The sequence below is a fragment of the Rhizobium sp. G21 genome (assembly GCF_014158035.1).
Classification (GTDB): Bacteria; Pseudomonadota; Alphaproteobacteria; order Rhizobiales; family Rhizobiaceae; genus Rhizobium_E.
In genome coordinates this window covers 165591-191597 of sequence record NZ_JACFXW010000001.1, presented here as the reverse complement: position 1 = coordinate 191597, position 26007 = coordinate 165591, and the positions used below count along the sequence as shown (strand labels likewise).

Genomic DNA, 26007 nt, shown 5'->3' with positions numbered 1-26007 from the left:
CCTCAGAAATCGATTGCTGCGTAGAACATGGCGAAGAGCCCGTCGACCAGGATCACCACGAAGATGGACTTCACCACCGAGGCCGTCACATGCTTGCCGAGCGATTCCGCGCTGCCGCCGACCTTGAGCCCTTCGATCGACGCCACCACGCCGATGATCACCGCCATGAACGGCGCTTTCAGCATGCCCGAGATAATCGTGGACAGGTCGATCGCCCCTTGCAGGCGAGCGAGGAAGACCTCGTAGGTGACCCCGGAATAGACATTGGCCACCAGCGCAGCGCCGAACAGCGCCGCGAAATTGGAGATCACCGTCAGAAGCGGCAGAGCGATGGTCAGCGCCAGGAGACGCGGAAACACCAGCACGCCGATGGGATTGAGCCCCATGACCTGCAGCGCGTCGATTTCCTCGCGCATCTTCATCGAGCCGATTTCCGCCGTGATCGCGCTGCCCGACCGGCCGGCGATCATGATCGCCGTCAACAGCACGCCGATTTCACGCAGTTGCAGAATGCCGACGAGATCGACGACGAAAACCTCGGCCCCGAAATAGCGGAGCTGGAATGCGCCCTGCTGGGCGATGATCGCGCCGATCAGGAACGACATCAGCGCAATGATCGGGGTCGCGTTGACGCCCATCTGTTCGAGCTGGTTGAAGACGGCGGCGGGCGACAGGCCGCTGCCGCGCCCCAGCTTGAGCTGAGCGCCGCGCACCGCAGCGCCAATGATCGACATGGCCCGCAGAAAATCGGCGACGAAACTGACGGTCAGCTTGCCGATCGGTTCGAACACCCGGTTGAAAAGCGGTTTTCTCGGATATGCGTCGAAACTCGGTTCCGGCAATTGTTCGGGAAGAGCGGCGATGAGTTCGTCGACGTCCTCTCCGGCGCCTGTGAGCTCGGATGAGATATTTCTGGATGCGAATGCGGAGATGGCGCGCTTGACGATCCACGCGCCGCCGGTATCCATCTGTGTCACGCCGGAGAGATCGAACGACACGCGGTCGGCGTCTTTCTCGGCGGCGTTGCGAAGGTCGCCTTCGACGACGGCGATCGTGCCGTTCACCCACGCGCCTTCGAGACGCAGCGTGAGCGCGCCGCCGCTTTGTTCGGCGTTCAGGACGGCCGCCTGGGCCGTGTCCTGATCCTGCATAGGGTCATCCTTCGATAGGACGGCCGTCATAGCCGCCTCGCACTGAATTTTCGTCGCCGGACGGCGAGTCACGTAAGGGCACTATTGACAATAGTTTACTCACAGGAGCAAGGCGCTGTTTGGATCAGCATGACGCGATTTAGGATTCTATCATGACGCGTGCCCTGGAAATCACATTCCAACGCTACCCCATCGCCGGCGAATTCCGCATTTCCCGCGGCGCCAAGACCGAAGCCGAGGTCATCGTCTGCAAGATCCGCGACGACGAGGCGGTCGGACGCGGCGAATGCGTGCCCTACCGTCGCTATGGTGAAACGATGGACAGCGTCGCCGCCGAAATCGCCGCAATCGGCGAGGCGGTGGCCGCTGGGATCGACCGTGAGGCTCTGCTGACGCGCATGAAGCCGGGCGCGGCGCGCAACGCGGTGGATTGCGCGCTATGGGATCTGGAAGCCAAGCTCGGATGGGGGCGCGTCACCGACAGGATCGGCGTCGCAGCGCCTTCGGCCCTCGTCACGGCCTATACATTGTCGCTCGGCGACGCCGACGCCATGGGACGGCAGGCGGCTCGGTATGCGCATCGCAAGCTGCTGAAGATCAAGCTCGGGGCCGAGGGCGACGAGGCGCGCATCCGCGCCGTCCGCGCCGGCGCGCCCGACAGCGCGCTGATCCTGGACGCGAACGAAGGATGGAGCGAAGAGACGCTGGCCGGGCTTCTGGCGGTATCGGCCGAATGCGGCGTGAGCCTGATCGAGCAGCCCCTGCCCGCCGGCCGCGACAGCCTGCTCGCCACGATCGATCGCCGCGTGCCTGTCTGCGCCGACGAGAGCGTGCATGCGACCGAGGATCTCGCGGCTCTCCGCGACCGCTACGACGCCGTCAACATCAAGCTGGACAAGACCGGCGGGCTCACCGAGGCGCTGGCGATGAAGCGCGAGGCCGAACGGCTCGGTTTCAAGATCATGGTCGGCTGCATGGTGGGCTCGTCGCTGGCCATGGCGCCGGCGACGCTGCTGGCCCAGGGCGTCGATTTCGTCGATCTCGACGGTCCCTTGCTGCTGGCGCGCGATTGCGAGCCGGGTCTCGTCTATGAGGGCTCGACCGTGACGCCGCCCGCGCCCGCGCTCTGGGGCTGAATGATCCGGGCGGCGAGCACCATCGCAAAGCCGAGTCCCGCGGCGATGGACATGGCGTAGAAGCCGTGCACGCCCCAGGCGTTGTAGAGAAAGCCGGACACCCAGGTGCCCAGCGCCATGAACAGCGCGATCATGGTGGTGTAATAGCCCTGCGCCGAAGCTTCGCGACTTTCATCGACATTGGCGATCAGGAAGCGCTGGATGCCGATATGGGCGGTGGCGAAGGTGAAGGCATGGGCGCATTGCAGGCCGAGATGTCCCCAGAAGCCGAGATGCATCGGAAAAATGATCCAGCGCAGCACCGCGACGCCGCAGCCGAACAGGATGAGCCCCCAGAGCGAAATGCGCGACAGAAAACGGGCGGACAGCCAGAACATCAGGATTTCCGCCACCACGCCCGCCGCCCAGAACAGGCTGATCGCGCCGCCCGAATAGCCTTGCTTCGCCCAATAGATCGAGGCGAAGGTAAAGAGCATGGCGTGGCTGCCTTGCGACAGCGCCGCGCCGGCGACCACGAGAATGAAATAAGGCTTCATGAAGGGAGACGGCCCGACCGTCTGCGCCACGTCGCCCGCCGCGCTCGCGCGAAAACCTGTGCGGCCGAGCCGCGGCGCCGTCAGGGCCGTCACGATGGTGAGCACGAAGAAGGCGGCCATGGCCGGCGCCACCATGCCGCCGCCGGCGATGGCGAACAGCCAGCCGCCGATCAGATTGGTGAGAATGAAAGCCGCAGAGCCCCACAGCCGGATGAAGCCGTAATCAAAGCCCCAGCGCCGCACGCCGGTGACCAGAATAGCCTCGGCGACCGGCACATAGGGCGCATAGACAATGCCTTGCAGACCATAGATGATCAGCACCGCCCAGAACGACTGGCTGAAGCAGAGCGCCAGCGCCGTGACCAGCGACACGACCGACGACCAGATGAGCACATGGACGCGATCGGGCGCGCGGTCCGCAGCCCAAGACCCCAAGGGCGTGCCGATCATGCGCAGCAGATACGGCATGGCCAGGATGACGCCGATCTCGGCGTCGCTCATGCCGAGATAATCGAGAAAGACCGGGAAATAGGGAAGACCGATGCCGTTGACCATCAGCGGCGCGCAGAACAGCAGCGCCACGCGCAAGGCGAACAGGGGCGGCGCGCCGGCGCGTTGGCCGACGGACAGGGTTTGATGCATGATGGTTGTCCCTAAAGCCGGCCATCGGGGATGACGGCCTCCTCCGGCGTCCCTGCAAAGCGAGAAACGGCCGGGACTTCCATCGGCTATCACTCGCGCCGCTGCTTCGCCATGGCAAACTCCGCGCTCGGCGAATTCGTCATACTGATTGCAAAGCCGCAACACTCCGCATGATTTACGGTTTAAACCGGCAAATTTGCGGTGACCATCTTACCGATAGTTGCTATCAGATTTTCAAGAGGAATCGTGATTTTGGGTGCGATTTGTAAGATTTTACAGTCAATCGTGCGATCCTAGATCACTTCTGTCCGCATTTTTGGATTTTTCTGGACATTTGGCTCAAATTCGTCACGATTCAGGCCGATTTCTGAAAAATCCGCATATGCGGAGCAAGACCTCATTTTCTACCCATGGTAGCCGCCGGCCATGGTTTAGCCGATTTAGAGGCGGCAGGGGGAGTGACATGTCCAGCATCTATACCGGCCCGGTGTTCGAAATGGCCCGCAACCAGTTTCGCAGCGTCGCCGACTATCTCGAAATTCCCGAGGGCCGCCGCGACCGACTGCTCTATCCCAAGCGCGCCATCACCATTTCCTGCCCGATCCATATGGACAATGGTGAAGTCGCCGTGTTCCAGGGCTATCGTGTCCAGCATCACCTGACGCTGGGGCCCACCAAGGGCGGCACGCGTTTCGCGCCCAGCGTCGATATCGGCGAAGTCTCGGCGCTGGCGATCTGGATGAGCTGGAAATGCGCGCTTGCCGGCCTGCCCTATGGCGGCGCCAAGGGCGGCGTCACGGTCGACGCCTATTCGCTCTCCAAGCGCGAGCTCGAAAGCCTGTCGCGCCGCTACATGCAGGAAATGATCCCCTTCGTCGGCCCGCATATCGACGTCATGGCCCCGGACATGGGCACGAATGAGCAAGTCATGGCCTGGTTCATGGACACCTATTCGATGTATCAGGGCAAGACGGTCAACGAGATCGTCACCGGCAAGCCCGTCTCCTCCGGCGGCACCGAAGGTCGGCGCGAAGCCACCGGCCTCGGCGTCGCCCATCTGATCGGCCGTTCCATGGAGCGGCTGAAGATGACGCCGTCGGCCTCCACCGCCATCATCCAGGGCTTCGGCAATGTCGGCTCCTATGCGGCGATCGAACTGGCGCGCCAGGGCGTCAAGATCATCGGCGTCTCCGACCACACCGCATGCTATCTCGACCGAAACGGTCTCGACGTCGACGCGCTGATCGCGCACACGGCCGAACATGGCTCGCTCAAGGGCTTTTCCACCGAAGCCGCCTTCGATCCCGATCAAATGCTCGTCCAACCCTGCGACATCCTCGTGCCGGCGGCCATCGAACGGGTGATCGACGCCGACGTTGCCGGAAAGCTCAATTGCCGCATCCTCGCCGAAGCCGCCAACGGGCCGACGACGCCGGAGGCAGACGCCGTGCTCGACCAGCGCCGCGACGAGATTTTCGTCATCCCGGACATTCTCTGCAATTCCGGCGGCGTCATCGTCAGCTATTTCGAATGGGTGCAGGATCTGCAGCAGCTGTTCTGGAAGCGGCACGAAGTGCTCGACCGCCTGCGCGGCCTGCTCGACGACGCCTTCCAGCGGGTGATCGACCGCGTCGAGAAGGACAAGATCTCCCACCGCGTCGCGGCCATGGCCATCGGCGTCGACAAGGTGGCCCAGGCCAAGCAGACCCGCGGCCTGTTTCCCTGAGCGATTGCGCAATTGGAAAAACTGGGCCGCGAGGGACATCCATCGCGGCCTTTCCTTTTGCTGACGCCAGCCAAGCGGCCAGATGCGGATCAATGGAATGACGACGCCCATCGGATCGCCATTGTCGTCCCCGGCAAGGCTGCATCAGCGCTGGCAGCGCCGAGACGTCTCTATGGCATGATGCGCAATGCGGCCGGCGAGCCGGCCGACGTCAATGCCCGGACGCCGGGTACAGAAGATCCACGATGAACCGGGCGTCAAAGCGCGATTCCAGCATGCCATAGGTCGAGCGCCAGCCGCCGGTCAGACGACTTTCGAGGAAAGCGTCGGCGATGCGGCCGGCGCCGAGACGCACGAGTTCGGCCGAGCCGGCGGCGAGCGCCAGTTGTTCGACCAGGAATCGGGCGGAGCCCTCGTCGCGCTCGGTCAGCGCCAGCGCCGCCCTGAGAACGTCGACGGTCTTGGCGCCGGCGGAGCCGAGATCGCGCGCCAGACCGGCGAACAGCAATTCGAACTGGTCACGCTGCTTGGAGGCGACGCGGATGACGTCGAGCGCCATGACATTGCCGGAACCTTCCCAGATCGCATTGACCGGCGCCTCGCGATAATGCCGGGCGATCGGGCGCTCCTCGACATAGCCGCTGCCGCCCAGGCATTCCATGGCTTCGTAGACCAGCCCCGGCGCGATCTTGCAGACCCAATATTTGATGACGGGCGTCATGATCCGCTGATAGGCCTGTTCCTCGGGGCTTTCGGCGGCTCGGTCGAAGGCCTGGGCGAGGCGGAAGACCAGCGCCGTGGCGGCGGCGACATCGAGCGCCATGTCGGCGACGACCCGCGTCATGATCGGCTGGTCGATGAGAGTCTTGCCGAACACCGAGCGGCCGCGGATGTGATGGACGACTTCGGCGAGCGAAGCCCGCATCAAGCCGGCCGATGCCACGGCGCAATCGAGCCGGGTCAGCGTGACCATATCGAGAATGGTGCGGATGCCCTGGTCGGGCGCGCCGAGCAGAAAGCCGTAGGTGTTGGAGAATTCAACCTCGCTCGAGGCATTGGAGCGGTTGCCGACCTTGTCCTTCAACCGCTGGAAACGCAGCCCGTTGCGTGCGCCGTCCTCGAGCAGGCGCGGAACCAGGAAGCAGCCCATGCCCTCGCGCGTCTGCGCCAGCATCACGAAGGCGTCGCTCATCGGCGCGGACATGAACCATTTGTGGCCGGAGAGGCGGTAGACATTGTCGCCCACGGGCTCGGCGACGCTGCGGTTGGCGCGCACATCCGTGCCGCCCTGCTTTTCCGTCATGCCCATGCCGATGGTGAGGCCGGCTTTTTCATGCGCGGGCTTGTTGGCGGAATCGTAGCGGCGCGAGGCGATCTTGCCGAACCAGTTGCGCAGCGCCGTGTCGTTGGCCTTGATCGCGGCGACGGAGGCAGAGGTCATGGTCAGCGGGCAGAGATGGCCGCATTCGAGCTGGGCGGTGAGAAAGAATCGTACGGCGCGGGCCCGGTGGGCGGCGCCCTGTTCGTCCGGCTTGTTTTCCCAGATCGACGAGGAGAGGCCGTTCGACACCGATCGGCGCATCAGCGCATGCCAGGCAGGGTGGAAATCGACGACGTCGAGCCTTTCGCCGCGCGGACCGTGCGTCCGAAGAGTGGGAACCCCTTCATTGGCCATGCGCGCCAGTTCCTGCGCCTCATGCGAGGTGACGTAGCGGCCGATCAGGTCGAATTCGTCGCGCACCATCCGCGGCAGCTGCGAGGAAATATCCACCAGAAGCGGATCGGAGCGATAGGCGTTGACGCCGCTCCAGGGCTGCGGCTGGTTGAGTTCTTCGGGCGTCAGGTCGAGATCGGGGGTGCTCATAATGGCCATTTACGCGGATTCGCCCGCATTGCCATGGGCATGAGCCCCGCACCTGGTGAATCCCTGTTGAAAACGGGAGTAGAACCCGACCTTACGGAGATACAGCAGGCATTTCAAGCAGGCCTAGCCGCGGTTCAGGCCGGCAGCGCCGCGGGCGCCGCGCTTTTTCGTCTCGATCTGATCGAGACAATCGACCACTGCGTCAAAGGTCAGCATTGTCGAGGCGTGCCGAGCCTTGTAATCCTTGACCGGCTTCAAATAGCGCATGTCCTCGAAGCGGCCCGCGGGCCCCTCGCCGCCGTCCTTCAGCATCGCCAGCATATCGCGGCGGGCGGCGCGGATTTCCTCGGTGCTCGCGCCCACCACATGCCGCGCCATGATCGAGGACGAGGCCTGGCCGAGCGCGCAGGCTTTGACGATATGGGAGAAGTCGCTCACATGGTCGCCGTCCATCTTGACGAACACCTTGACCTTGGAGCCGCAGAGCTTGGAATGCGCCTGGGCGACGGCGTCGGCGTCGGCCAGTTCCCCGGTTGCGGGGATATTGCCGGCGAATTCGAGAATTTTCGCGTTGTAGATGTCGTCCATCGCTCTATCGCAACATTTTCGTTTGCTGACCTGAACCGGGGATGATTTTCCACCGTAATACCGAAAAAGACAACAGTCCCCTTTGCGGCATTGGTTCGCTTACTATATGTTATGTCGCGATGGGGTGACAGAATTTCAAGGAAATCTGTTACCTGTTGTCTGGGAAACCGTGCGGAGGAATTCATTGCGTGGCAATGGAGTCCGATGCCCCGGAGCCCGCCAACGGTGCCCATGCCTGCAGAGTCAGGAAGATGGCCAGAGGCGAGTAGTCCGTTCCGATTACCGAGGTTCCAAAAGGGATCAAGAGGCCATACATGGACGCGATCGTGAAGAAATTTTCGCGCGACGAGGAATTTTCGCGTAAACCCACCAAGCAGGAAGCCGAGGACGCCGTTCGCACGCTGCTGCGCTTCATCGGCGAAGACCCCGAGCGCGAAGGCCTGCTCGACACGCCGTCGCGCGTGGTCAAGGCCTATGGCGAACTGTTCGCCGGCTACAATGCCGACGCCGACGAGGTGCTCGGCCGCACCTTCGAGGAAGTGGCGGGCTATGACGACATGGTCATGGTGCGCGACATACCCTTCTTTTCGCATTGCGAACATCACATGGTGCCGATCATCGGCAAGGCGCATGTCGCCTATCTGCCGGAAGGGCGCGTGCTGGGGCTTTCCAAGATCGCGCGCGTCGTGGACATCTACGCCAAGCGGCTGCAGACGCAGGAGTCGATGACGGCGCAGGTCGCGCATGCCATCAACGACACGCTGCGCCCGCGCGGCGTCGCGGTCCTGCTCGAAGCAGATCATATGTGCATGGCCATGCGCGGGGTGAACAAGCTCGGCGCGTCGACCATGACGACCACCTTCACCGGCGAATTCAAGACTGATCCGCGCGAACAGGCGCGGTTCATGTCGATGGTTCGCGGCTTCAAATAAGCAGGACAGCATGACGATCGCTTTCGATCCGCCGCCGGCCGACAAGGCCTCGCTCGAAGAAGGCGTGTCCTTTACGCCGAAATTCGACCAGAATGGTCTGATCACTGCGATCGTCACCGATCATCGCGACAATGCCCTCCTGATGGTCGGCCACATGAATGCGGAAGCGCTGGCGCTGACTCTCGAAACCCGCGTGGCGCACTATTTCAGCCGCTCGCGCGGCAAGATCTGGAAGAAGGGCGAGACGTCGGGCAATCTCCAGCATGTCGTCGAGATCCTGACCGATTGCGATCAGGATGCGCTGCAACTCAGGGTCAAAGTGAGCGGTCATGACGCCACCTGCCATACCGGCCGCCGCTCCTGCTTCTACCGCTCCGTGACGCTGACGGACGGCTCCCCGAAGCTGTCGGTGGTCGACGACCACAAGCATTTTGAGCCCGACGCCGTCTATCAGCGATGAATCGTCGTCCGATCTAGCGGCGTTTGCCCGCTTGTTGGGCAGATCGGTGGGCGCTTCGCCATTTATTAACCGGGCCGCGCAACACTCTCTCCATAACAAGCTGATCGCGCCGGAGGGGCGCCGCATGATGAATTGGAGTTTCTTCCGCTCGGCCGATGCGGCCGCCACGCTCGAACCCGCCGGCGCCGGGTCGTCACCTGCCCCTGTTCTCAAGAAGCCCAAAATAGCGCTGGCGCTCGGCGGCGGCGCCGCTCGGGGTTGGGCTCATATCGGTGTCCTCCGGGCGCTCGACGAGGCCGGCGTAGAAGTGGGCATGATCGCCGGCACCTCGATCGGCGCGCTGGTCGGCGGCTGCTATCTGGCCGGCAAGCTGGACGAACTGGAAAATTTCGCCCGATCGCTGACCATGCGGCGCATGGCGGCGTTGCTCGATCTCACCATCGGCGGCGGCGGACTGTTTGCCGGAATGCGGCTGACCAAGCGCATGCAGGAGCATCTGGAAGGCATGGCGATCGAGGATCTCGGCCGCCCCTTCGTCGCGGTCGCCACCGAGATACGCACCGGCCACGAGGTCTGGATCGATTCGGGCTCGCTGATCACCGCCATCCGCGCCTCCTACGCCCTGCCCGGCATTTTCGAGCCGATCAGATGCAACAATCGGGTGCTCGTCGATGGCGCGCTGGTCAATCCCGTGCCGGTCACGGTCTGCCGCGCCTATGAGCAGCCGCTGGTGGTGGCCGTCAATCTCCACTACGACCTTTACGGACGGTCCGCCGTGGTCAAGCACTCCGCGAGCCGCCAGTCGCTGGAAACCCAGTTCGAGCGCGACGGCGACCGCGACCGCCGCGCCAATCTAGGCCTGACCGGCGTCATGGTCGAAGCCTTCAACATCATCCAGGATCGCATTTCGCGCGCTCGCCTCGCCGGTGACCCGCCGGATCTCGCGCTGCAACCGCGCCTCTCCGATATCGGCCTCTCCGAATTCCACCGCGCGTCCGAACTCATCGAACGCGGCTATAATGAAGGCCGCGCCCGCATCGCGGAAATCCAGCGCATGCAGGAAGCCATCAAGATCTACGGATGACACAGGGGCTGCGCCGCCGATGCGCGGCGCGCCCCCGCTCGAAAAAATCAGCTGGCGATATAGGCTTTCATCTCTTCGGCCTCGCGCTCGATCTGGCGGATATGCGCCTTCACGACATCGCCGATCGAAATGATGCCGGCCAGCCGTCCCTGATGTTCGACTGGAATATGGCGGGCGCGTCGGGCGCTCATCATCGCCATCAGCTCGCCGACGGAGGTGTCCTCCGAACAGCGATGGACATTCTTCCACATGATCAGGAGCACCGGCTTGTCGAGCGCCTCCGCCCCGTGGCTGGCGATGGCCGCGACGATGTCGCGCTCGGCGACGATGCCGACGATGTGTTCATGCTGATCGACGATGATGACGGCGCCGACATGGTGTTCGCTCAACAACCGGGCGGCTTCGCGAACCGTGGCCTGCGGGCTGGTGGTCAGGACGGCGCGTCCCTTCTGATCGAGTATGGCCTTCACGCGCATGCTGTTCTCCTCCTTGCATGGCAGATGCAGGGGATGGCGCGGGCCGCACGGAGGCAGCATTCACGCCATCCGCTAACGACGAGAGTGTGCGCGCCTTGCAGACGGAATGCAAGGGTTCAGACCTGGGCGCTCCGCGGCCTCCCAAAATCGAACAGGCCGAAACCCAAAAACCGAATAGGAGGCCGCCGACATGCGCCTGCCAGGCGATGTTGTAGGCATCGCCTTCCGGCAAGCCGATGCCGAACACCACCAGACCGTTCGACAGCGCCCAGGCCGCGATGAACACCGCAACGGACTTCTGACGAAGCGCCTCGATGACGCCCAGCCGCGGCGCCATGCGTGCAAAAACGCTGTGGCGTCCCCGCCGGATCGGCAGCGCGAAGCGGCAGGCGGCGCCGCTGATGGCGGAGGCGACGCCAGATGCGCCGATCAGATAGGCGTCGGCGAAGCCGATCGACGCGCCATAGACGAAGGCGCTGACAGCGGCGGAAGCGATCCAGAAACCGATGAACCGCACCGTTCCCCAGCGCTCCGCCAGCGGGCTGGCGAAAGCGGCCAGCCAGAAACTGTTGACTGCGAAATGCAGCCAGTCGGCATGCAGGAGCGACGAGGCGACCGGGCCGGTCAACCAGCCGAAATCCTGTTCCGAAATGGGAAAGGTGTAACGGGCGGGGATGAAGGCGAAATGGTAAAGAACCCAGTCGTCCGCCGCCTCGTCGAGGACATAGACCCGCAAAGCGTGAATGGCGGCCATCACGGCGATGACGCCCCAGACCACGGTCGGCATGCGGATGGCCGGCTCGCGTCGCGGCGGCGTCGGCTGCGGTGTCGTCGTGTCTGTCAAAGCGCTCTCCTGTCGGCAAGATCCTGTTTTCGGACAAAAAAAACCGCCCGGCGTAGAACGCGGGCGGCGCGATCATGATTGGAGGTCTGATCGAGTGGTGTGCCGAAGGTCAAGCCTTCCTGTTGCCCTAGAAATCCCACGCGGCTTGCGTTTTTGCAACCTAAACCGGGGATTAACGTTAACGGAGGGCAATTCCGGGCGGCGTTGGTATTGGCACGGAAATCGCTGCCATATCTCTGTCGGGGCGAAAAACGCGCCGATTTCGCCGAAATGAACCATGGAATGCCCCAATGCGGCACAACGCCACCAGACTTCTTCTAGATTATTTTAACCGCATCCGCGGCAAGGAAGACGCTCCGCTCCGGCGCGACGTCAATCCTTCCGAAATACCACGCCTGCTTCCGGATATTTTCATGCTGGAAGCGGTCGACAACAGATGGTTTCGCTTTCGCCTTGCCGGCACGCGTTTGTGCGCCGCTTTGGGACAGGAAGCGCGCGGCGAGGAATTCGGCATGGTCTGGACGCTCGACGACCGCCGGCGCATGACGCTCGCCGCCCAATCCGTGCTGGCCAACAGGCTGCCGCTGATCGTCGAGGCCCGCGACGCCCATAGCGGCGAAGCGGTCGAGCTGTCGCTCTTGCCGCTGCGCTCGAGCGAGGCGGAATGCGACCGGTTGATCGGCGTCTTCTCGCGCACCGATCCCGACCGGCCGTTGCGGCTGGGCATGGAGCTCGCCGTCGAGCGGATGCGCTTCGTCACAGCCGACCAGCCGCGGCCGCCGGAGCCGGAAATCCGCCCTGCCCCCGAAACAGTCATACGGGCCCGCGGCTTAGCGCTCCGCGTATTGGACGGCGGCAAGGCGGGCTGAGCCGCCTTTACTGGGCCACCATCAGGAAATCCGCGGCCACGATCGAAAAGGCGGTCAGACCGAGCAAGATGTAAGTGGTCCAGCGGATGAAAGGCGATTTCATGGTCTCTCCTCGAGCGTGGGAATCGCCTTTTGAAATCGGGATCGGCGGGCCTGATTTCAAGTGGAGCCGTTACGTCTTGCTTCTGTCTGGGATCGCGGGGCCAGGAGTCGCAGCGCGTTGATGGTGACCAGCACCGTCGCCCCGGTGTCCGCGAGGATCGCCGGCCACAGCCCTGTGACGCCGATCACCGTCGTGACGAGGAAGAACGCCTTCAAGCCGAGCGCTATGGCGATGTTCTGCGCGATGTTGCGCATGGTGCGCTTGGACAGAAGGATCATCTCGGCGATATCGCCGACACGACCGTGCAGCACCGCCGCATCGGCAGTTTCGAGCGCGACGTCGGTTCCTCCGCCCATGCCGATGCCGATATCGGCGGCGGCCAGCGCCGGCGCGTCGTTGATGCCGTCGCCGACCTTGCCGACGACCAGCCCCTCGGCCTTCAGCCTGTTGACGATCGCCTGCTTGTCTTCCGGCAGCAATTCGGCCCTGACGTCATCCATGCCGAGCTGCGCGCCGATGGCCTGCGCGGTGCGGCTGTTGTCGCCGGTCAGCATCACCGTCCTGACGCCGAGGTCGCCGAGGGCCGTGAGGCCCGCGCGCGCATCGGGACGCGGCTCGTCGCGCATCGCCAGCGCGCCGATGGCGTCCGAGCCGGCCACGAGAACCGAAACTGTTTTCCCCTCATCATTCAGCGCCCGGACGCGGCTTTCGAGCTCGGAAGATAGCACGGCGAGTTCGCGCGCCGCCTGGGGCGAGCCGAGGAAGACGATCTCACCCGAAACGACGGCGCTCACGCCCTTGCCGCCGATCGCCCTGGCGTCCGAGGCCAAGGGCGTCGCGACGCCCGCTTCTTTCGCGGCGGTCAGGATCGCCAGCGCCAGCGGATGGCTGGAGCCCGTCTCCAGCGCCGCCGCAAAGCCGAGAACCTCGTTTTGGCTGCGGCCGAGCGCGACGACATCGGTCACCACGGGCCTGCCCTCGGTCAGCGTGCCGGTCTTGTCGAACGCGACGGCCGTCAGTTTGCCCAGCCCTTCCAGCACTGCGCCGCCCTTGATCAGCAAGCCGCGCCGCGCCCCGGCCGAGAGCGAGGCGGCGATCGCCGCCGGCGTCGAGATGACCAGCGCGCAGGGGCAGCCGATCAGCAGCACGGCCAGCCCCTTATAGATCCATTCCGACCAGGATGCGCCCGACACGAGCGGCGGCGCCACCGCCACCAGCGCGCCGACGGCGAGAACGCCGGGCGTGTAATAGCGGGAAAAACGGTCGATGAACCGCTCGGTCGGGCTTTTTGATTCCTGCGCCTCCTCGACCAGCCGCACCACCCGCGCGATCGTATTGTCGGCGGCGGCCGCCGTGACGCGGATCCTGAGCACCGCCTCGCCATTGATCGTGCCGGCGAACACGGCGTCGCCCACCGCCTTGCGCACCCGCACGCTCTCGCCCGTCACCGGGGCCTCATCGACCGCGCCCTCGCCTTCGACGACCGCGCCATCGGCCGGAATGCGATCGCCCGGGCGCACCAGGATGATCGCGCCGATCGCCAGCCTGTCGGCCGGAACCTCACGCGTCTGACCGCCCTCGTCCAGCAGCGCCGTTTTCGGGATCAGCGCCGTCAGAGACTGGATGCCGGCGCGAGCCCGGCCGGCGGCGACGCCTTCCAGCAATTCGCCCACCAGGAAAAGAAACACCACCGCCGCCGCTTCTTCGCTGGCGTCGATCAGCACGGCGCCGACAGCGGCGATGGTCATCAGCGTTTCGATGGTGAAGGGAATGCCGGCCCGCGCTGCGGCAAAGGCGCGACGGGCGATCGGAACGAGCCCGACCAGCATGGCCAAAGCGAAAACATAAGCGTCTATGGGTGGAAGCAGATGGCCGATCACGAAGGCGGCGATCAGCGCGACGCCGCTGGCCAGCGTCAGCCGCGCCTTGCCGGTCTTCCACCACGGGCCGTCGGAGGGGCCGTGATCATGCCAGTGCTGACCGAGCTCCGCCCCGGCGCTGTCGCGGTGGCTGGACCCATGGTGATGCCCAGGATGATCATGCCCCGCATGATCGCAGCCATGAAGATCGTGGCCGGCGTGACCGGAGCAAGCATGACCACGGGCATGGTCGTGACCGAGCTCGCCGCGACCGCTTTGTGGAGGGCCGGCGCCGTCGCGCGGGCTCAGGCCATAGCCGAGCTTGCGGACCGCGTTTTCGACCGATGCGCGCGCGCCGTCGCTCTCGACCTCGACCGTCAACGCCCCCGCCGTCGCCGACACGGAGACGTCGCGCACGCCCGGCAGCTTGCGGACGGCCGTGTCGATCTTGGCCGCGCAACTCGCACAGTCCATGCCATCGACCCGATAGCGCATTTTGCCCGATTCCTTGGCCATGATGTCGGCTCCTCTTTTCGATTCCCGAGGGCTACATCCTCTAGCCGCTGGAGGAGCAAGAGATTTTTGCCACCGGCCCTAAATCCGGGCAACCCGATCACGGGGCTTGAAACTGCGCTTTCCGATCGCCATGCTCTAGAGACTAGAGGAGACAAGTATGCGCGCCATGTCCATCAAGGACGCCGCCCGCGAGAGCGGCGTGAAAATACCCACCATCCGCTATTACGAGGAGATCGGGCTCCTGCCCGCGCCCGGTCGCGACGGCTCAAATCGCCGCGTCTTCGCAGAGGCCGATCTGCAGCGCCTCGCCTTCATCCGGCACGCGCGCGAACTCGGTTTCGAGGTCGACGCCATCCGCACCCTGCTGGACCTGCAGGACCGCCCCGACCAGCCCTGCAGCGCCGCCGACGCCATCGCCCAGGCCCGCCTCGCCGACGTCAACCAGCGCATCCGCAGCCTGCTCGCGCTGAAGGCCGAACTCGAAGCGATGGTCGAAGGCTGCCGCCACGGCCACGTCTCCGAATGCAGGGTGATTGAAACGCTGGCGGACCATGGGCGCTGCGTGTATGAGCAGCATGGAGCGCGCAAATCCGGTCGCCTGTAGCAGCGGTCGTCGACGCCCAATCTCGACTGGCGCAATGGTCGATCCTGCATTGGGTCACCCCGGCACGCCGGGCTGCCCCGCTTATCAAGCGGCTCGGCCTCGGTCGTAGTGACGCGACAAACTCAGAATTACAGAAGTGTCAACACCCCATTATTGGGTCTATTCGCCTCCATATCCATTGAATTCCTATATTTTTCACGTAAAACCTTCGTTTCTCGGAAAATATCCGAAACACATTTCGTTTGTAAGCAAAACTATATGGAAGAGATAATTTTTTCCATCCGTTGCGAGACATATTTATATTGCGTTGCGCCAACTGAGGGCCTCCGTTCATCTTCGGTTCATTCGAGACCGGTAAGTAGATCTCATCCAGCTTTTCTGGAGTCGGACCCGTCGATAGGACGAACGAATGGGACGCAGTCCCGGGAGGGTAAAATCGTGAAAGTCATTCCAGCAACAGTCTTAGCCGCAACGATGATTGCATTGTTCTCGTCCGCCGCCATGGCGCAGACCAAGGGCGATTGGATCCTTGGAAACTACAAGGGCGGCGGTTATTGGTATCCCGGCGTGATCGCCTCGGTGAAAGGCTCCAAGGTCACGATTCAATACGACGACGGCGACCGCGAGACGCTTCCGGTCAGCGAGACCAAGCCCTACAACTGGTCGATCGGCAAAAAGGTCGAATGCAACTACCAGGGCCAGGGCAAATGGTATCGCGGCACCATCGCCTCGCTCGCCGGCGCGAAAATCGGCATCGCCTATGACGACGGCGACCAGGAGACCACGAGAACCGGACGCTGCCGCTCTCGCTGAGCGGACGACCGCCAAAAGCGAAAGCCCGCCGATCAGCGCGGGCTTTCGCTCACCGACCCTAGAGATTGCCGCGCCGCGCCAGTTGCTTGCGGACAGCTTCCGCAAGACGCCAACTCACGTCTCACCGTTGGGGGCTTATTGTTGCTTTTTGAGATGTAATGGTGGGCGATGAGAGACTCGAATTCGCTTCCAAGAACTTCCAGAAGACAAGGGTGATCGCCTCAAGCCACTTGGAATAAAGCGCTTTCACCTCTGACCATGAACAAGCGGTCGGCTGTCAAACCGGTACCTTCCTGTAGCACCTAGTCGTGAAACGGTTCAAGAAGGTATTCGCAGAATGACAACAACGGTTCCAATCGATCTCATCACCCCTGCCCTCGCAAAGACAGACCCCGAGGCCGCATTTCGCTACCTGCCACCCTGGGCTACGACATGGACGCTCGTGGACGCAGAAGAGGCAGCTCAGGACCCTCGCCTGTCCCCGACCATTGCCGTCGTACTTGGCAAGAAAATGAGGGTGTCCATTACAATGACATCCCTACACCTCGCCCTTCTGATCCACTGCACCGCACTGGGTCACTCGGTGGCGACAAACTCCAACCACGCAAAGTTCAACCGCGCATCTACGCCAAGTTCATCTTCCGTGACGCCGCCAAGGACAACCAGCCCATCGGGAGGCTCTTCGCGGCGGCCGAGGAGCGTGAGGCCGTGAACATGCTGGATAACTGCTCTGATCTCCGGCCCGTGAACCTTGCGAAATCATTCGAGGTCCGGCCGAAGAAGGACGCCATCGAGCTTCTCCGACACCACGTCGTTCGCTTGGTTAGCGAGCGGGGGCTCAGCGGGACCCTTCCTGACGGCTTCTCCGCGCAAGCGTACCTGGCGAACCTAGAGGACCTCCTCGAAGCCCTTGAGGAAGAGCGAGAAGCCTACGTCGCTCCGTAGGGCGAACCACCATCCACCTCCCCATCCCCACAAGACCTCTCTCGGCGTCAGCGCCGGGGAGAACGCAGCGTCATGCCCAAATCCAACTAAGGACCAATACCATGCCAGACAACAAGCAGCCCTCCCCTCGACCCTGAGTTCCTACAGGCGGCCGAAGAGGTCACCAAGGAACGCCAGCTCACAGGTGCCATGCAGGACGGAGCCCGAGCGATGCCGCAGGGTCAAGCTCCCGGCTCCGATGCCCAAGCTCAAGAACAGCCCGGCCCACGAACCCAAAACCAGAAAGGAGAAAAACAAGGTATTGACCACCACGCCCGACCCAACGGATATCTAAAGGGCGGGTCAATTCTCGGCGCAAATCCCGGGTTAGTTCTCAGCGCAAATCAACATTCGAGTCCCTGCCATCACTCGGCAGTCTAGTGCGGCTGCCTAAGCCGCTCGCGACGACCTGACAACGAAGCCCGCCAGTGAAGATCGGCGGGCTTTTTCAGCTAATTATTCACTGTCAGTGTGTATGTTGTGACAGGCCGCGAGAAAGAATATGCAGCATGAGCAACAATAGAAAAGAATTAATAATTCAGATCGCATTTTCAGTAATAATTGTGATTATACTGTATAATATTCCGTCTATTATTAATAGCATTTCTCGCATACTGATATCAGCATTGGATTTTTAATTGTAGAACTCGCACATTTTCATCAATAATTTCTCGAAAATACGGGAAGCCTTCATATTTTCATTAAGGAAACTGAATAAAATATTGTTGAGCGCCATATCGCCGCTTTGCCGGTTACAGCGTGGGCCCGAACAGCGCTTCATCAAAATGGATGACGGCCGGATCATCGACACGCAAAGGACGCCGCTCGTCGCACAGTTCGACTATTCGTTCCGAAAGGACGGTATGTGTCTTTATACAGGCGACCGCTACTTCGACGAGATGGACAAGCCCGTCACCGACCCGGCGAAGGACAAACCGTCCCGAACTATTAATTGCTGCAAAGCGCGCTTCGGCAGGAACAAGCCGCTCTACTTTTGAGGCTTCCCCGGCGTGGCTCGGGCGCGGTGAAGCCGCCTTTGGACTGTGACACAAATCGACGTCACAAACCTGTGTCACATTTCACCCAGAGAAGAGACCTAAGCGCTTGATTTCATTAAAAATAAATGGTGGGCGATGAGAGACTCGAACTCCCGACATCTTCGGTGTAAACGAAGCGCTCTACCAACTGAGCTAATCGCCCCCGCAAGGTGGTCGCGAAGGTGGTGAGAGCGATGGGATTCGAACCCATGACCTACTGATTAAAAGTCAGTTGCTCTACCGGCTGAGCTACGCTCTCCCAATCGCGAAACCGGCGAAGCGCCGTCCCCTGGAAGTGGGCGTGTCATAAGTAAAGCCGCCGGGCCGGTCAACCCGTTCGGCGAAGATTTTTTGAGAAGCGTACCGTCGTCAACAAATGGTGACTGGCGCGCGCAGAAAGGCTCGGCTAAACAGCGCGAATAAACGCGACCGATTAAGTCGGCCGATATCTTCTGGGCAAGGAGGCCGCCTTGGCTGGCGCCGATATTTCCTATCTGAGCGCGCTGATCGCCGGCGCCCTGTCCTTCCTGTCGCCCTGCGTGCTGCCGCTGGTTCCGCCCTATCTCTGCTATATGGCCGGCGTGTCGATCGAGGAATTCGCCAACCAGACCGACGCCGCCGGAGACCGTCGGCCGCGGCGCTCGGTGATGATCGCCTCCGTCTTCTTCACGCTGGGCTTTTCCACCGTCTTCATCGCGCTCGGCGCGAGCGCCAGCACCATCGGCATGGCGCTGCGCCAGCATATCGACATTCTCGCCCAGGTCGGCGGGCTGTTGATCATCCTGATGGGGTTGAATTTCCTCGGACTGGTGCGCATCCCCTTCTTCTCGCGCGAGGCGCGCTTCCAGTCGGGCGGGCGGCCGGCCACCTGGACCGGCGCCTATGTCATGGGCCTGGCTTTCGCCTTCGGCTGGACGCCCTGCATCGGCCCGATTCTCGGCGCCATTCTCGGCGTTGCGGCGGCGAGCGACACGGTCGGGCAAGGGGCGGCCCTGCTGTCGGTCTATTCGCTGGGGCTCGCTCTGCCCTTCTGGCTGGCGGCGGGCTTTTCCGGCGCGTTCCTCGCCTTCCTCACCCGCTTCCGCCGCCATCTCGGCCTGGTCGAGAAGGCGCTCGGCGCGCTTCTCGTGCTCACCGGCCTCGCCTTCATTTTCGGCTATATCGGCGACGTGGCGATCTGGTTCCAGCAGACCTTCCCGATCCTGTCGCGGATCGGCTGAGACAGGGCGTTCCGCATGGCCGAAATTTCCGCCCTCGTCATTCCGTTTTTCGGCCTCATCCTGCTCGGTTACATCTCGGGACGGGTGAGAAAACTCGATGCGGCGGCGCTGGGCTGGCTGAATTTCTTCATCGTCTACATCGCGCTCCCGGCGCTGTTCTTCAAGATCATCGGCCGCACCCCGATCGCCGAGCTCACCCGCTTCGATTTCATCCTCACCAGCCTCGCCGCGACTTACACGGTGTTCCTGATGGCCTTTTTGTTTGCGCGCGGATTGCGCAAGAGCCCGGTGGGGGAATCGACCGTGCAGGCGCTCGCCGCCGCCTATGGCAATATCGGCTATCTCGGCCCCGGCCTGGCGCTGGCCGCATTCGGCGAACAGGCGGCGTTGCCGCTGGCGCTGATCTTCGCCTTCGAGAATATGGCGCATTTCATCGCGGCGCCGGCGCTGATGGCCTTCGACGGCCAGGAGAAGCGCCCGGCCCTCGTGCTGGCCAAAGATGTCGGCCGCAAGATCGTCACGCACCCCTTCATCATCGCCACCGCCGCCGGCTTCGCCGCCGCCGCGACCGGCTTCTCCGCGCCGACAATGCTGCAGACGATGATCGACAATCTGGCGCTGGCCGCCGCCCCTTGCGCGCTGTTCGCCATGGGCGTGACGCTGGCGCTCAGGCCGCTGAAACGCGTGCCGCAGGAGATCTATGCGCTGGCGCCCCTGAAGCTCGCCCTGCTGCCGGCGCTGATGTATCTGGCGATGAGCGCGACTGGCGATTACCCGGCGATCTGGGTGGAGACCGCGGTTCTGCTCGCCGCATTGCCGACCGCGACCAATGTCTTCGTCATCGCTCAACAATACGGGATCTGGCAGGAGCGCGCCTCGGCGGCTGTGCTGATCACCACGGTGATCTCGGTGCTGAGCGTATCGGCCGCGCTCTATTTGTTCAAGTCAGGCGCGTTGCCGCCCGACCTTTTCCCGTAGCAATTCCGGCAGGCGCTTGAAGGCGCGGCCCGGCGACACGCCCTCATTCATCATGAAGAGGCGGAGCGGCGGCAGACTGGCGAGAAGATGAATGCCCGCGGCGCGCAGCATCTGCACCGGCAACACATTCGAAAGCAGCGAGCGGTTCAGAAGATCGACGCCCGCGGTGCGGCTGACCACGTCGAAGCGCCGCGCCCGATCATAGGCCTCGCCGATCGAAAGCGACCGGCCGGCGTCGCGCGCCTTCACCGAAAGATCGACGGCGTCGCGGATGTCGCGCAGCGACAGATTGAGCCCTTGCGCGCCGATCGGCGGGAAAGCGTGCCCGGCCTCGCCCGCGAGAACCACGGCGCGACTGCCGAACCGCTCGGCGGTCATCGCCGAGAGCGGCCAGGCCTGAAGCATGCCCTCGATGCGGATCTTGCCGAGCAGCGACTGCATCTTCTCCTCGATCCGCCGATTGAGCGCCTCTTCGGTCATGTCGAGCAAATCAGTCGCCTGTTCGGGCCTGACGACCCAGACCAGGCTGGACCTGAGATCGCCGAGCGGCACGGCGGTGAAGGGCCCGGTCTCGGTGTGGAATTCGGTGGAGATGTTCTGATGCGGCAGATCATGGGAAAAGTTCACCACCAGCGCCGTCTGCGGATAGGAGGTGGTCTTGACGCCGATGCCGGCGGCATGCCGCGTCGGCGACTGCTTGCCGTCGGCGCCGACGGCGAGCTGCGCCTCGATCGTCTCGCCATCGGCCAGCGTCAACCGCACGACGTCGCCCTGGAGATCGAAAGCCTCGACCGTCGTGGATTTCAGCGTGATCGCCGACGTCGCGGCGATACGTTCGGCGAGAATATCGAGGAAGGGCGCATTGGGAATATTGTAGCCGAAGGCGTCGAGCCCGATTTCGCTCGCGCGGAAGGAGGCGACGGGGGCGCGAAGCAGCCTGTTGGTGCCGTCGATGATACGCATGGTGGCCAGCGCCGCCGCATGCGGCCGGATACCGTCCCACAGGCCGAGCCGGTCGATGAAGCGGATGGAATCGTCCATCAGCGCCGTGGTTCTCCGGTCGCCGCCGCCTTGCGGCGCGATCATCGCCACGGTGAAGCCCTGCCCGGCAAAAGCGATCGCGGCGATCGATCCCGCCAGGCCGCCGCCGATGACGGCGATGTCGAATTGGCTCATCACGCTGTTCCTTATCCTGCGGTCTCGCACGGCTCGCGCCGCCTCCTCAAGGACATAGGGCTTCGCCATCCCGAAATCCATGGGCCGAATTGGCGCATGCGCGGTGGCGGTCGAATTCCAGAGCGATCATCAGCTCCGGCGGGAGCTGCGCCGACAGCGCCAGTTCCAGTCCCGCTGGCTACCGATATCCACATGCACCGACTGGGTATGGCAGTAGGTGCCGATGCCGCCGCGGCCGGGGATCGAGCGCAGGAAATCGGCGAGCTCCCATTTGGAGACGCCTTCCACCTGAATATCGGCGGCCGCGCAAAGCGTGTGCAGCGAATGCCGCGCGCCGCCGGCGACGCGGTTGTGCCGGGGATCGCGGAAACCCGAGGTCACGACAACCGGCTTGTTGTAGCGCTTCTCGACCATCTTCAGCATGCTGACCAGCTGCGGGCGGAGACAGGACACCTGCACTTCGTCGGTCTGCGTCCACAATCCGTTCGGACCGAGACGCGCCATGCCCGAAAGCGAGGCGAGCTTCATCAGGCCCGCGGGCCGGTCGTCCTCGTCGCCCATATCGGGCGCGCGGCCGGTCGGCATCATGGCGTTGACACCGGGCAGATCCGTCTCCGCCGCGCTTGCGGTGCGCATATTCGGAATGGACGCCGTGCTGATCTGGCGCGGCGATTCGCCGAAGCGCGAACGGTTGAAGGACGCCGTCTTGCGCTCCTTGTCGTCGTCGATCGACGAGCGGAAGAAGTCGGCGAGAGATTTCACCCGCCGGCTGCGCGGCGCGGGCTTGGCCGCCGGCTCGGCCTCGGTGTTGGCGAGCGCCGTCTGATAGGAGGGCATCGCCTGAGCCTGCTGACTTTGCGCGGCCGCCGGATCGGCGCTGGCGAGTTCTTCCGGAATCGGCAAGCCGGCGAGCGCGAGATCCTGCGCCTCGCTGGCGAGATCGGCGTTCGGAAGCGGGATCGCGCCCATGTCGCGCGATTGCGCGGCCGCGCCGGCATAGATACTGTTCTGGGCGGCGTTGACGCCGGCCGGTTGCCCGGTCTGCGGCCTTGCGGCGCCGGTGGCGAAGATACTGTTCTGCGCCGCAGCCACCATGGGCGCCGCGGGCTCGCCGTTGCTTTCCTCGGCGCTCCAGGCGTCAGGCACCACGGAGGCGTCGCGGGCGCTCATCGACTGGATATCGGCATAGGCCTGGCTGGCGATCTTCGAGGCGTCGTCCGGGTCGTCGCGACGACCTGACGGCCGGCCGAGGCGCGGGGCGCTTCATTGGTCTGGATCGAGGCGAGTTCCGCGCCGGGCGAAGCCATGCAGGAACTGATGCAGGCGACGGATGCGAGCAGAAGGGCGAGCCGGATGGATGGCCTCGGTACGAACGACATGATCCGGTTCAATCGCAACTATCCATCCCCGCCAGGCCTGTCCTCGTTGTCGCGCCAGAGTTAAAGCACTCCTCGCGCATTGTAAACTGCCGTCACATCCGCGTGATCGCGCAGCGAACCCGGTCAAAGGGCGCCGCGCCGATCTCGTTATGCCTCGCGAAACTTGCGCCAGAACAGCGTTCCGGCGCATTTGCTCCGCGAGCGGGCCCTGTGTGGATAGGCTGGCTTGGTGAAGAAAGAGTTACCAGGCGCCGGTATTGGGCATGGAGAGCCAGGGTTCGGCCGGCGCGAGCGCCCCGCCTTTCTGCAGAATCTCGATCGAGATCCCGTCGGGCGAGCGGACGAAGGCCATCCGGCCGTCGCGCGGCGGACGATTGATCACCACGCCCTTTTCCTGCAGCGAGGCGCAGAGCGCATAGATGTCGTCCACCTCGTAAGCGAGGTGACCGAAGTGCGGCCGCCGGTATAGTCTTCCGTGTCCCAGTTATAGGTGAGCTCCACCAGCGGCGCGGATGCGGCCTGACCGGCCTCGACATCCTCGGACGCCGCCAGGAAGACGAGCGTGTAGCGGCCGGCCTCGTTGTCCATGCGGCGGACCTCCTTGAGGCCGAACTTGCCGCAATAGAAATCGAGAGATGCGTCGAGATCTTTGACGCGAACCATGGTGTGAAGATAACGCATTGGAATTCCTCATAAGCGAACAATCGGCTCCAGTTCTGGCCACAAAGCCAGCTTGAGGCAAGGCATTTCTGGCAGGAAAAGGTCCGGGAATGCAACACCCAGGACTTGCATATGTATCATTTCGGGATGTTAATCTTCGAGATGAAGAATCAGTTAACCGAGCATGTGGCGCGTAGAGGGGCAAGGCAGGATGGCGGATAGGATTTCTTCCAAGAATATCTCCATATTTGAGGAGATGGCCTCGGATCCCGTCGATCTCATCGAGATCACGGGGGTGATCAAATGGTTCGACGTCGCCAAGGGATTCGGCTTCATCGTTCCGGACAACGGCTCGGGCGACGTTCTCCTGCATGTGACCTGCCTCAGGCGGGACGGCTATCAGACGATCCTCGAAGGCACCCGCGTGGTGGCGCTGATCCAGCGACGCGACCGCGGCTACCAGGCCTTCCGGATCCTGTCGATGGACACGTCCACCGCGGTGCATCCGTCGCAATTGCCGCCGGTGCGCACCCATGTGCAGGTGACGCCGTCGAGCGGGCTCGAGCGCGTCCTCGTCAAGTGGTTCAACCGCACCAAGGGCTTCGGCTTCCTGACCCGCGGCGAAGGCACCGAGGACATTTTCGTGCATATGGAAACGCTGCGCCGCTACGGCATCACCGAGCTTCGTCCGGGACAGACCGTGCTGGTGCGCTTCGGCGACGGCGACAAGGGCCTGATGGCCGCCGAGATCCACCCGGATGTCGCCAGCCCCGTCAATCGGGCGCATTGACGTGATCGCTCGCAGACCCCTCCTGAAAAGCGCCGTCCTGGCGCTTTTTTGTCGCCAATTCTCAGCGTCGCCGCCGAACTGCCGAATCGCGAGACGCTGACCATCACGAAAGCCTCCGGCGGCGCTGCGACCTTCACCGTGGAAGTCGCCGCTGCCGAGGATGAGCGCCGCGTCGGCCTGATGGACCGCAGGAGCATGGCGGCAGACCGCGGCATGCTGTTCGATTTCGGCGAGACCCGCCCCGTCTATATGTGGATGCGCAACACCTATATCCCGCTCGATATGCTGTTCATCGACGCGTCCGGCGTCGTCAGACACATCCGCGCCGAGACGACGCCGCTGTCCGACGACATCATCGATTCGCATGCGCCAGTGAGATTCGTGCTCGAAATCAACGGCGGGCTGGCGGCAAAGCTCGGGATAGCCGTGGGCGATACGGTGGCGAGCCCTGCGATCGCCAAACCCGCCCCGCCCTGACCGCTAGGTCGATGATTACAAAACCGGCGACTACGCCGGTTACAAACACACTCTTGAACATCCAAGCGTTTTTCAGAGATTTTGCAGTTGCGGCGACCCGGCCAAGCGTGTAATCGGAGCGCATTCAGACGATCGGAGTGTAGCGCAGCCTGGTAGCGCATCTGGTTTGGGACCAGAGGGTCGGGAGTTCGAATCTCTCCACTCCGACCAGTCTGAAACGCCACGCATTGTTTTCCTTTTCAGGATTTTGTGGCAGATTGCCGGAGTTGCGGCGAACAGCCGACCGACGACCGCTTTTGATGCTTGATGAGGTGTCCGAGATTATGACGGCCAAGATCTACCGTCCCGCCAAGACCGCCATGCAGTCCGGCAAGGCAAAGACCCATCTCTGGGTGCTGGAGCATGAGATGGAAAAGCCCAAGGTCATCGACCCCTGTTCGGCTACACCGGCTCGGGCGACATGAAGCAGCAGGTCAAGCTGACCTTCGAGACCCAGGAACTCGCCGAAGCCTACGCCAAGCGCCATGACATCGCCTATCGCGTGATCCAGCCCAAGGACGCCACCCGCAAGGCTGTTTCCTACACCGATAATTTTCGCTATACGCGCACCCAGCCCTGGACGCACTGATCGTCCGCGCTCGCGTCACGGCCCCGGTCCCCGGGGCCTTGAGCGGTCCCTTAGCTCAGCTGGATAGAGCACCTGCCTTCTAAGCAGGTTGTCGCAGGTTCGAGCCCTGCAGGGATCGCCATTTTTCCGGACTCCTGATATCGCATCCCAGCCGGATCTTGCGCCGCACGGCGTTCTCAACGGAACAATTCCGGCTTCCGGACGTTCGGTTTGCGAAACATGACGGAGGTTCTTCATGCTGAAATGGGCGCTTATTTTTCTTTTGATTTCGATCGTCTCGGGCTTTCTCGGCTTTTCCGGCGTCTCGGCCGCGACGGCAGGCATCGCCAAGGTGCTGTTCGTCCTGGCGCTGATCGTTTTCCTGGTCTTCGTGGTCCTCGCCTTCATGGCCGGCAGTTTCGTGCTGTAGCCGCAAGGACACGGTCGTCCTGAGAATCGTCGAGCAGGCCTTCGGGCCTGCTTTTCTCGTTGTGGA

At 63.1% G+C, this 26007-nt stretch carries 24 protein-coding genes, 4 tRNA genes and 2 pseudogenes; 18 read left to right on the top strand and 12 right to left on the bottom strand.

What is annotated here, in order from left to right:
- Nucleotides 1-2: 2 nt before the first annotated feature.
- Entirely contained in the window at nt 3-1151 is a 1149-nt protein-coding gene (locus H2O14_RS01055; protein ID WP_182826168.1) for an ABC transporter permease, read from the bottom strand.
- Between the two features lie 152 nt (nt 1152-1303).
- Here H2O14_RS01055 and dgcA point away from each other — a divergent pair, with 152 nt between their 5' ends.
- The gene (gene dgcA, locus H2O14_RS01050) at nt 1304-2287 is read left to right on the top strand and encodes an N-acetyl-D-Glu racemase DgcA (protein ID WP_182826167.1); all 984 of its coding nucleotides are present in this window, start codon (nt 1304-1306) and stop codon (nt 2285-2287) included.
- Here the strand turns inward: dgcA and H2O14_RS01045 are convergent.
- On the bottom strand, nt 2239-3465 hold the full coding sequence (locus H2O14_RS01045) for an MFS transporter (protein ID WP_182826166.1): 1227 nt from the start codon (nt 3463-3465) through the stop codon (nt 2239-2241). The genes dgcA and H2O14_RS01045 overlap by 49 nt on opposite strands.
- Nucleotides 3466-3928: 463 nt before the next feature.
- Here H2O14_RS01045 and H2O14_RS01040 point away from each other — a divergent pair, with 463 nt between their 5' ends.
- Nucleotides 3929-5191 (top strand): Glu/Leu/Phe/Val family dehydrogenase, encoded by a 1263-nt coding sequence (locus H2O14_RS01040; protein ID WP_182826165.1) that lies wholly within the window; start codon nt 3929-3931, stop codon nt 5189-5191.
- A gap of 211 nt (nt 5192-5402) precedes the next feature.
- Here H2O14_RS01040 and H2O14_RS01035 read toward each other — a convergent pair whose 3' ends face one another.
- A complete protein-coding gene (locus H2O14_RS01035) occupies nt 5403-7055 on the bottom strand; it encodes an acyl-CoA dehydrogenase family protein (RefSeq protein ID WP_182829240.1) in 1653 nt (550 codons plus the stop codon).
- Between the two features lie 123 nt (nt 7056-7178).
- Nucleotides 7179-7643: an iron-sulfur cluster assembly scaffold protein gene (locus H2O14_RS01030; protein WP_182826164.1), complete on the bottom strand. Its 465-nt coding sequence runs from the start codon at nt 7641-7643 to the stop codon at nt 7179-7181.
- Nucleotides 7644-7957: 314 nt separating this feature from the next.
- Here H2O14_RS01030 and folE point away from each other — a divergent pair, with 314 nt between their 5' ends.
- The 3 genes from folE (at nt 7958) to H2O14_RS01015 (ending at nt 10119) form a co-directional block, all read left to right on the top strand.
- Nucleotides 7958-8575, top strand: coding sequence for a GTP cyclohydrolase I FolE (folE, locus tag H2O14_RS01025; RefSeq protein ID WP_182826163.1), 618 nt, complete (start codon nt 7958-7960; stop codon nt 8573-8575).
- A gap of 10 nt (nt 8576-8585) precedes the next feature.
- On the top strand, nt 8586-9035 hold the full coding sequence (gene hisI / locus H2O14_RS01020) for a phosphoribosyl-AMP cyclohydrolase (RefSeq protein ID WP_182826162.1): 450 nt from the start codon (nt 8586-8588) through the stop codon (nt 9033-9035).
- A gap of 124 nt (nt 9036-9159) precedes the next feature.
- Nucleotides 9160-10119 (top strand): patatin-like phospholipase family protein, encoded by a 960-nt coding sequence (locus tag H2O14_RS01015; protein ID WP_182826160.1) that lies wholly within the window; start codon nt 9160-9162, stop codon nt 10117-10119.
- Nucleotides 10120-10166: 47 nt separating this feature from the next.
- Here H2O14_RS01015 and H2O14_RS01010 read toward each other — a convergent pair whose 3' ends face one another.
- Together H2O14_RS01010 and H2O14_RS26985 are read right to left on the bottom strand one after the other, a co-directional pair.
- Nucleotides 10167-10553 (bottom strand): CBS domain-containing protein, encoded by a 387-nt coding sequence (locus tag H2O14_RS01010; RefSeq protein WP_246697493.1) that lies wholly within the window; start codon nt 10551-10553, stop codon nt 10167-10169.
- A complete protein-coding gene (locus H2O14_RS26985) occupies nt 10462-11439 on the bottom strand; it encodes a rhomboid family intramembrane serine protease (protein ID WP_246697263.1) in 978 nt (325 codons plus the stop codon). The genes H2O14_RS01010 and H2O14_RS26985 overlap by 92 nt, the downstream gene beginning before the upstream one ends.
- Before the next feature lie 290 nt (nt 11440-11729).
- On the opposite strand from H2O14_RS26985, the gene H2O14_RS01005 reads away from it, so the two are divergent.
- On the top strand, nt 11730-12308 hold the full coding sequence (locus tag H2O14_RS01005; RefSeq protein ID WP_182826157.1) for a PAS domain-containing protein: 579 nt from the start codon (nt 11730-11732) through the stop codon (nt 12306-12308).
- 159 nt (nt 12309-12467) lie between these two features.
- On the opposite strand, the gene H2O14_RS01000 is transcribed toward H2O14_RS01005, so the two are convergent.
- Nucleotides 12468-14786: a heavy metal translocating P-type ATPase gene (locus H2O14_RS01000; RefSeq protein WP_182826156.1), complete on the bottom strand. Its 2319-nt coding sequence runs from the start codon at nt 14784-14786 to the stop codon at nt 12468-12470.
- A gap of 157 nt (nt 14787-14943) precedes the next feature.
- On the opposite strand from H2O14_RS01000, the gene H2O14_RS00995 reads away from it, so the two are divergent.
- The 4 genes from H2O14_RS00995 (at nt 14944) to H2O14_RS00980 (ending at nt 18185) form a co-directional block, all read left to right on the top strand.
- On the top strand, nt 14944-15390 hold the full coding sequence (locus H2O14_RS00995; protein ID WP_182826154.1) for a helix-turn-helix domain-containing protein: 447 nt from the start codon (nt 14944-14946) through the stop codon (nt 15388-15390).
- A 474-nt stretch (nt 15391-15864) separates the two neighbouring features.
- A complete protein-coding gene (locus tag H2O14_RS00990; RefSeq protein WP_182826152.1) occupies nt 15865-16203 on the top strand; it encodes a tudor domain-containing protein in 339 nt (112 codons plus the stop codon).
- 708 nt (nt 16204-16911) lie between these two features.
- The gene (locus tag H2O14_RS00985) at nt 16912-17148 is read left to right on the top strand and encodes a hypothetical protein (protein WP_182826150.1); all 237 of its coding nucleotides are present in this window, start codon (nt 16912-16914) and stop codon (nt 17146-17148) included.
- Between the two features lie 764 nt (nt 17149-17912).
- Complete coding sequence (locus H2O14_RS00980) at nt 17913-18185, top strand: hypothetical protein (protein WP_210275385.1); 273 nt, start codon at nt 17913-17915, stop codon at nt 18183-18185.
- Nucleotides 18186-18311: 126 nt separating this feature from the next.
- Here the strand turns inward: H2O14_RS00980 and H2O14_RS00975 are convergent.
- Nucleotides 18312-18387, bottom strand: a tRNA-Val gene (locus tag H2O14_RS00975).
- 20 nt (nt 18388-18407) lie between these two features.
- Nucleotides 18408-18483, bottom strand: a tRNA-Lys gene (locus H2O14_RS00970).
- Nucleotides 18484-18694: 211 nt separating this feature from the next.
- Between H2O14_RS00970 and H2O14_RS00965 the strand changes: the two genes are divergently transcribed.
- Nucleotides 18695-19444: a cytochrome c biogenesis CcdA family protein gene (locus H2O14_RS00965; RefSeq protein WP_182826148.1), complete on the top strand. Its 750-nt coding sequence runs from the start codon at nt 18695-18697 to the stop codon at nt 19442-19444.
- Between the two features lie 15 nt (nt 19445-19459).
- Complete coding sequence (locus tag H2O14_RS00960; RefSeq protein WP_182826147.1) at nt 19460-20422, top strand: AEC family transporter; 963 nt, start codon at nt 19460-19462, stop codon at nt 20420-20422.
- Here H2O14_RS00960 and H2O14_RS00955 read toward each other — a convergent pair.
- From H2O14_RS00955 to gloA, 3 genes and pseudogenes are all read right to left on the bottom strand, one after another.
- A complete protein-coding gene (locus tag H2O14_RS00955; protein WP_182826145.1) occupies nt 20390-21598 on the bottom strand; it encodes a UbiH/UbiF family hydroxylase in 1209 nt (402 codons plus the stop codon). The two genes, H2O14_RS00960 and H2O14_RS00955, sit on opposite strands and share 33 nt — an antisense overlap.
- A gap of 129 nt (nt 21599-21727) precedes the next feature.
- Nucleotides 21728-22768, bottom strand: a complete 1041-nt coding sequence (locus tag H2O14_RS00950; RefSeq protein WP_182826143.1) for a D-Ala-D-Ala carboxypeptidase family metallohydrolase — start codon at nt 22766-22768, stop codon at nt 21728-21730.
- A 450-nt stretch (nt 22769-23218) separates the two neighbouring features.
- Nucleotides 23219-23658, bottom strand: a pseudogene (gene gloA, locus H2O14_RS00945) (lactoylglutathione lyase).
- 190 nt (nt 23659-23848) lie between these two features.
- Between gloA and H2O14_RS00940 the strand changes: the two are divergent.
- The 6 genes and pseudogenes from H2O14_RS00940 (at nt 23849) to H2O14_RS00915 (ending at nt 25941) form a co-directional block, all read left to right on the top strand.
- Complete coding sequence (locus tag H2O14_RS00940) at nt 23849-24427, top strand: cold-shock protein (protein WP_182826141.1); 579 nt, start codon at nt 23849-23851, stop codon at nt 24425-24427.
- A 48-nt stretch (nt 24428-24475) separates the two neighbouring features.
- Nucleotides 24476-24904 (top strand): DUF192 domain-containing protein, encoded by a 429-nt coding sequence (locus tag H2O14_RS00935; RefSeq protein WP_246697262.1) that lies wholly within the window; start codon nt 24476-24478, stop codon nt 24902-24904.
- Between the two features lie 133 nt (nt 24905-25037).
- Nucleotides 25038-25114: transfer RNA gene (locus tag H2O14_RS00930), tRNA-Pro, on the top strand.
- 113 nt (nt 25115-25227) lie between these two features.
- Nucleotides 25228-25532, top strand: a pseudogene (locus H2O14_RS00925) (ETC complex I subunit).
- A gap of 44 nt (nt 25533-25576) precedes the next feature.
- A tRNA-Arg gene (locus tag H2O14_RS00920) sits at nt 25577-25653 on the top strand.
- Between the two features lie 114 nt (nt 25654-25767).
- Complete coding sequence (locus H2O14_RS00915; protein WP_182826139.1) at nt 25768-25941, top strand: DUF1328 domain-containing protein; 174 nt, start codon at nt 25768-25770, stop codon at nt 25939-25941.
- The last annotated feature ends 66 nt before the right edge of the window (nt 25942-26007 follow it).

Coding starts and splice junctions, on each gene's coding strand:
- H2O14_RS01055 (WP_182826168.1), bottom strand. CDS start 1,151: ATGCAGGATCAGGACACGGCCCAGGCGGCCGTCCTGAACGCCGAACAA.
- H2O14_RS01045 (WP_182826166.1), bottom strand. CDS start 3,465: ATGCATCAAACCCTGTCCGTCGGCCAACGCGCCGGCGCGCCGCCCCTG.
- H2O14_RS01035 (WP_182829240.1), bottom strand. CDS start 7,055: ATGAGCACCCCCGATCTCGACCTGACGCCCGAAGAACTCAACCAGCCG.
- H2O14_RS01000 (WP_182826156.1), bottom strand. CDS start 14,786: ATGGCCAAGGAATCGGGCAAAATGCGCTATCGGGTCGATGGCATGGAC.
- H2O14_RS00940 (WP_182826141.1), top strand. CDS start 23,849: ATGGCGGATAGGATTTCTTCCAAGAATATCTCCATATTTGAGGAGATG.
- H2O14_RS01005 (WP_182826157.1), top strand. CDS start 11,730: ATGCGGCACAACGCCACCAGACTTCTTCTAGATTATTTTAACCGCATC.
- H2O14_RS00950 (WP_182826143.1), bottom strand. CDS start 22,768: ATGAGCGCCCGCGACGCCTCCGTGGTGCCTGACGCCTGGAGCGCCGAG.
- H2O14_RS01030 (WP_182826164.1), bottom strand. CDS start 7,643: ATGGACGACATCTACAACGCGAAAATTCTCGAATTCGCCGGCAATATC.
- H2O14_RS00995 (WP_182826154.1), top strand. CDS start 14,944: ATGCGCGCCATGTCCATCAAGGACGCCGCCCGCGAGAGCGGCGTGAAA.
- folE (WP_182826163.1), top strand. CDS start 7,958: ATGGACGCGATCGTGAAGAAATTTTCGCGCGACGAGGAATTTTCGCGT.
- hisI (WP_182826162.1), top strand. CDS start 8,586: ATGACGATCGCTTTCGATCCGCCGCCGGCCGACAAGGCCTCGCTCGAA.
- H2O14_RS01015 (WP_182826160.1), top strand. CDS start 9,160: ATGATGAATTGGAGTTTCTTCCGCTCGGCCGATGCGGCCGCCACGCTC.
- H2O14_RS00955 (WP_182826145.1), bottom strand. CDS start 21,598: ATGAGCCAATTCGACATCGCCGTCATCGGCGGCGGCCTGGCGGGATCG.
- H2O14_RS00990 (WP_182826152.1), top strand. CDS start 15,865: ATGATTGCATTGTTCTCGTCCGCCGCCATGGCGCAGACCAAGGGCGAT.
- H2O14_RS01040 (WP_182826165.1), top strand. CDS start 3,929: ATGTCCAGCATCTATACCGGCCCGGTGTTCGAAATGGCCCGCAACCAG.
- dgcA (WP_182826167.1), top strand. CDS start 1,304: ATGACGCGTGCCCTGGAAATCACATTCCAACGCTACCCCATCGCCGGC.
- H2O14_RS00915 (WP_182826139.1), top strand. CDS start 25,768: ATGCTGAAATGGGCGCTTATTTTTCTTTTGATTTCGATCGTCTCGGGC.
- H2O14_RS00960 (WP_182826147.1), top strand. CDS start 19,460: ATGGCCGAAATTTCCGCCCTCGTCATTCCGTTTTTCGGCCTCATCCTG.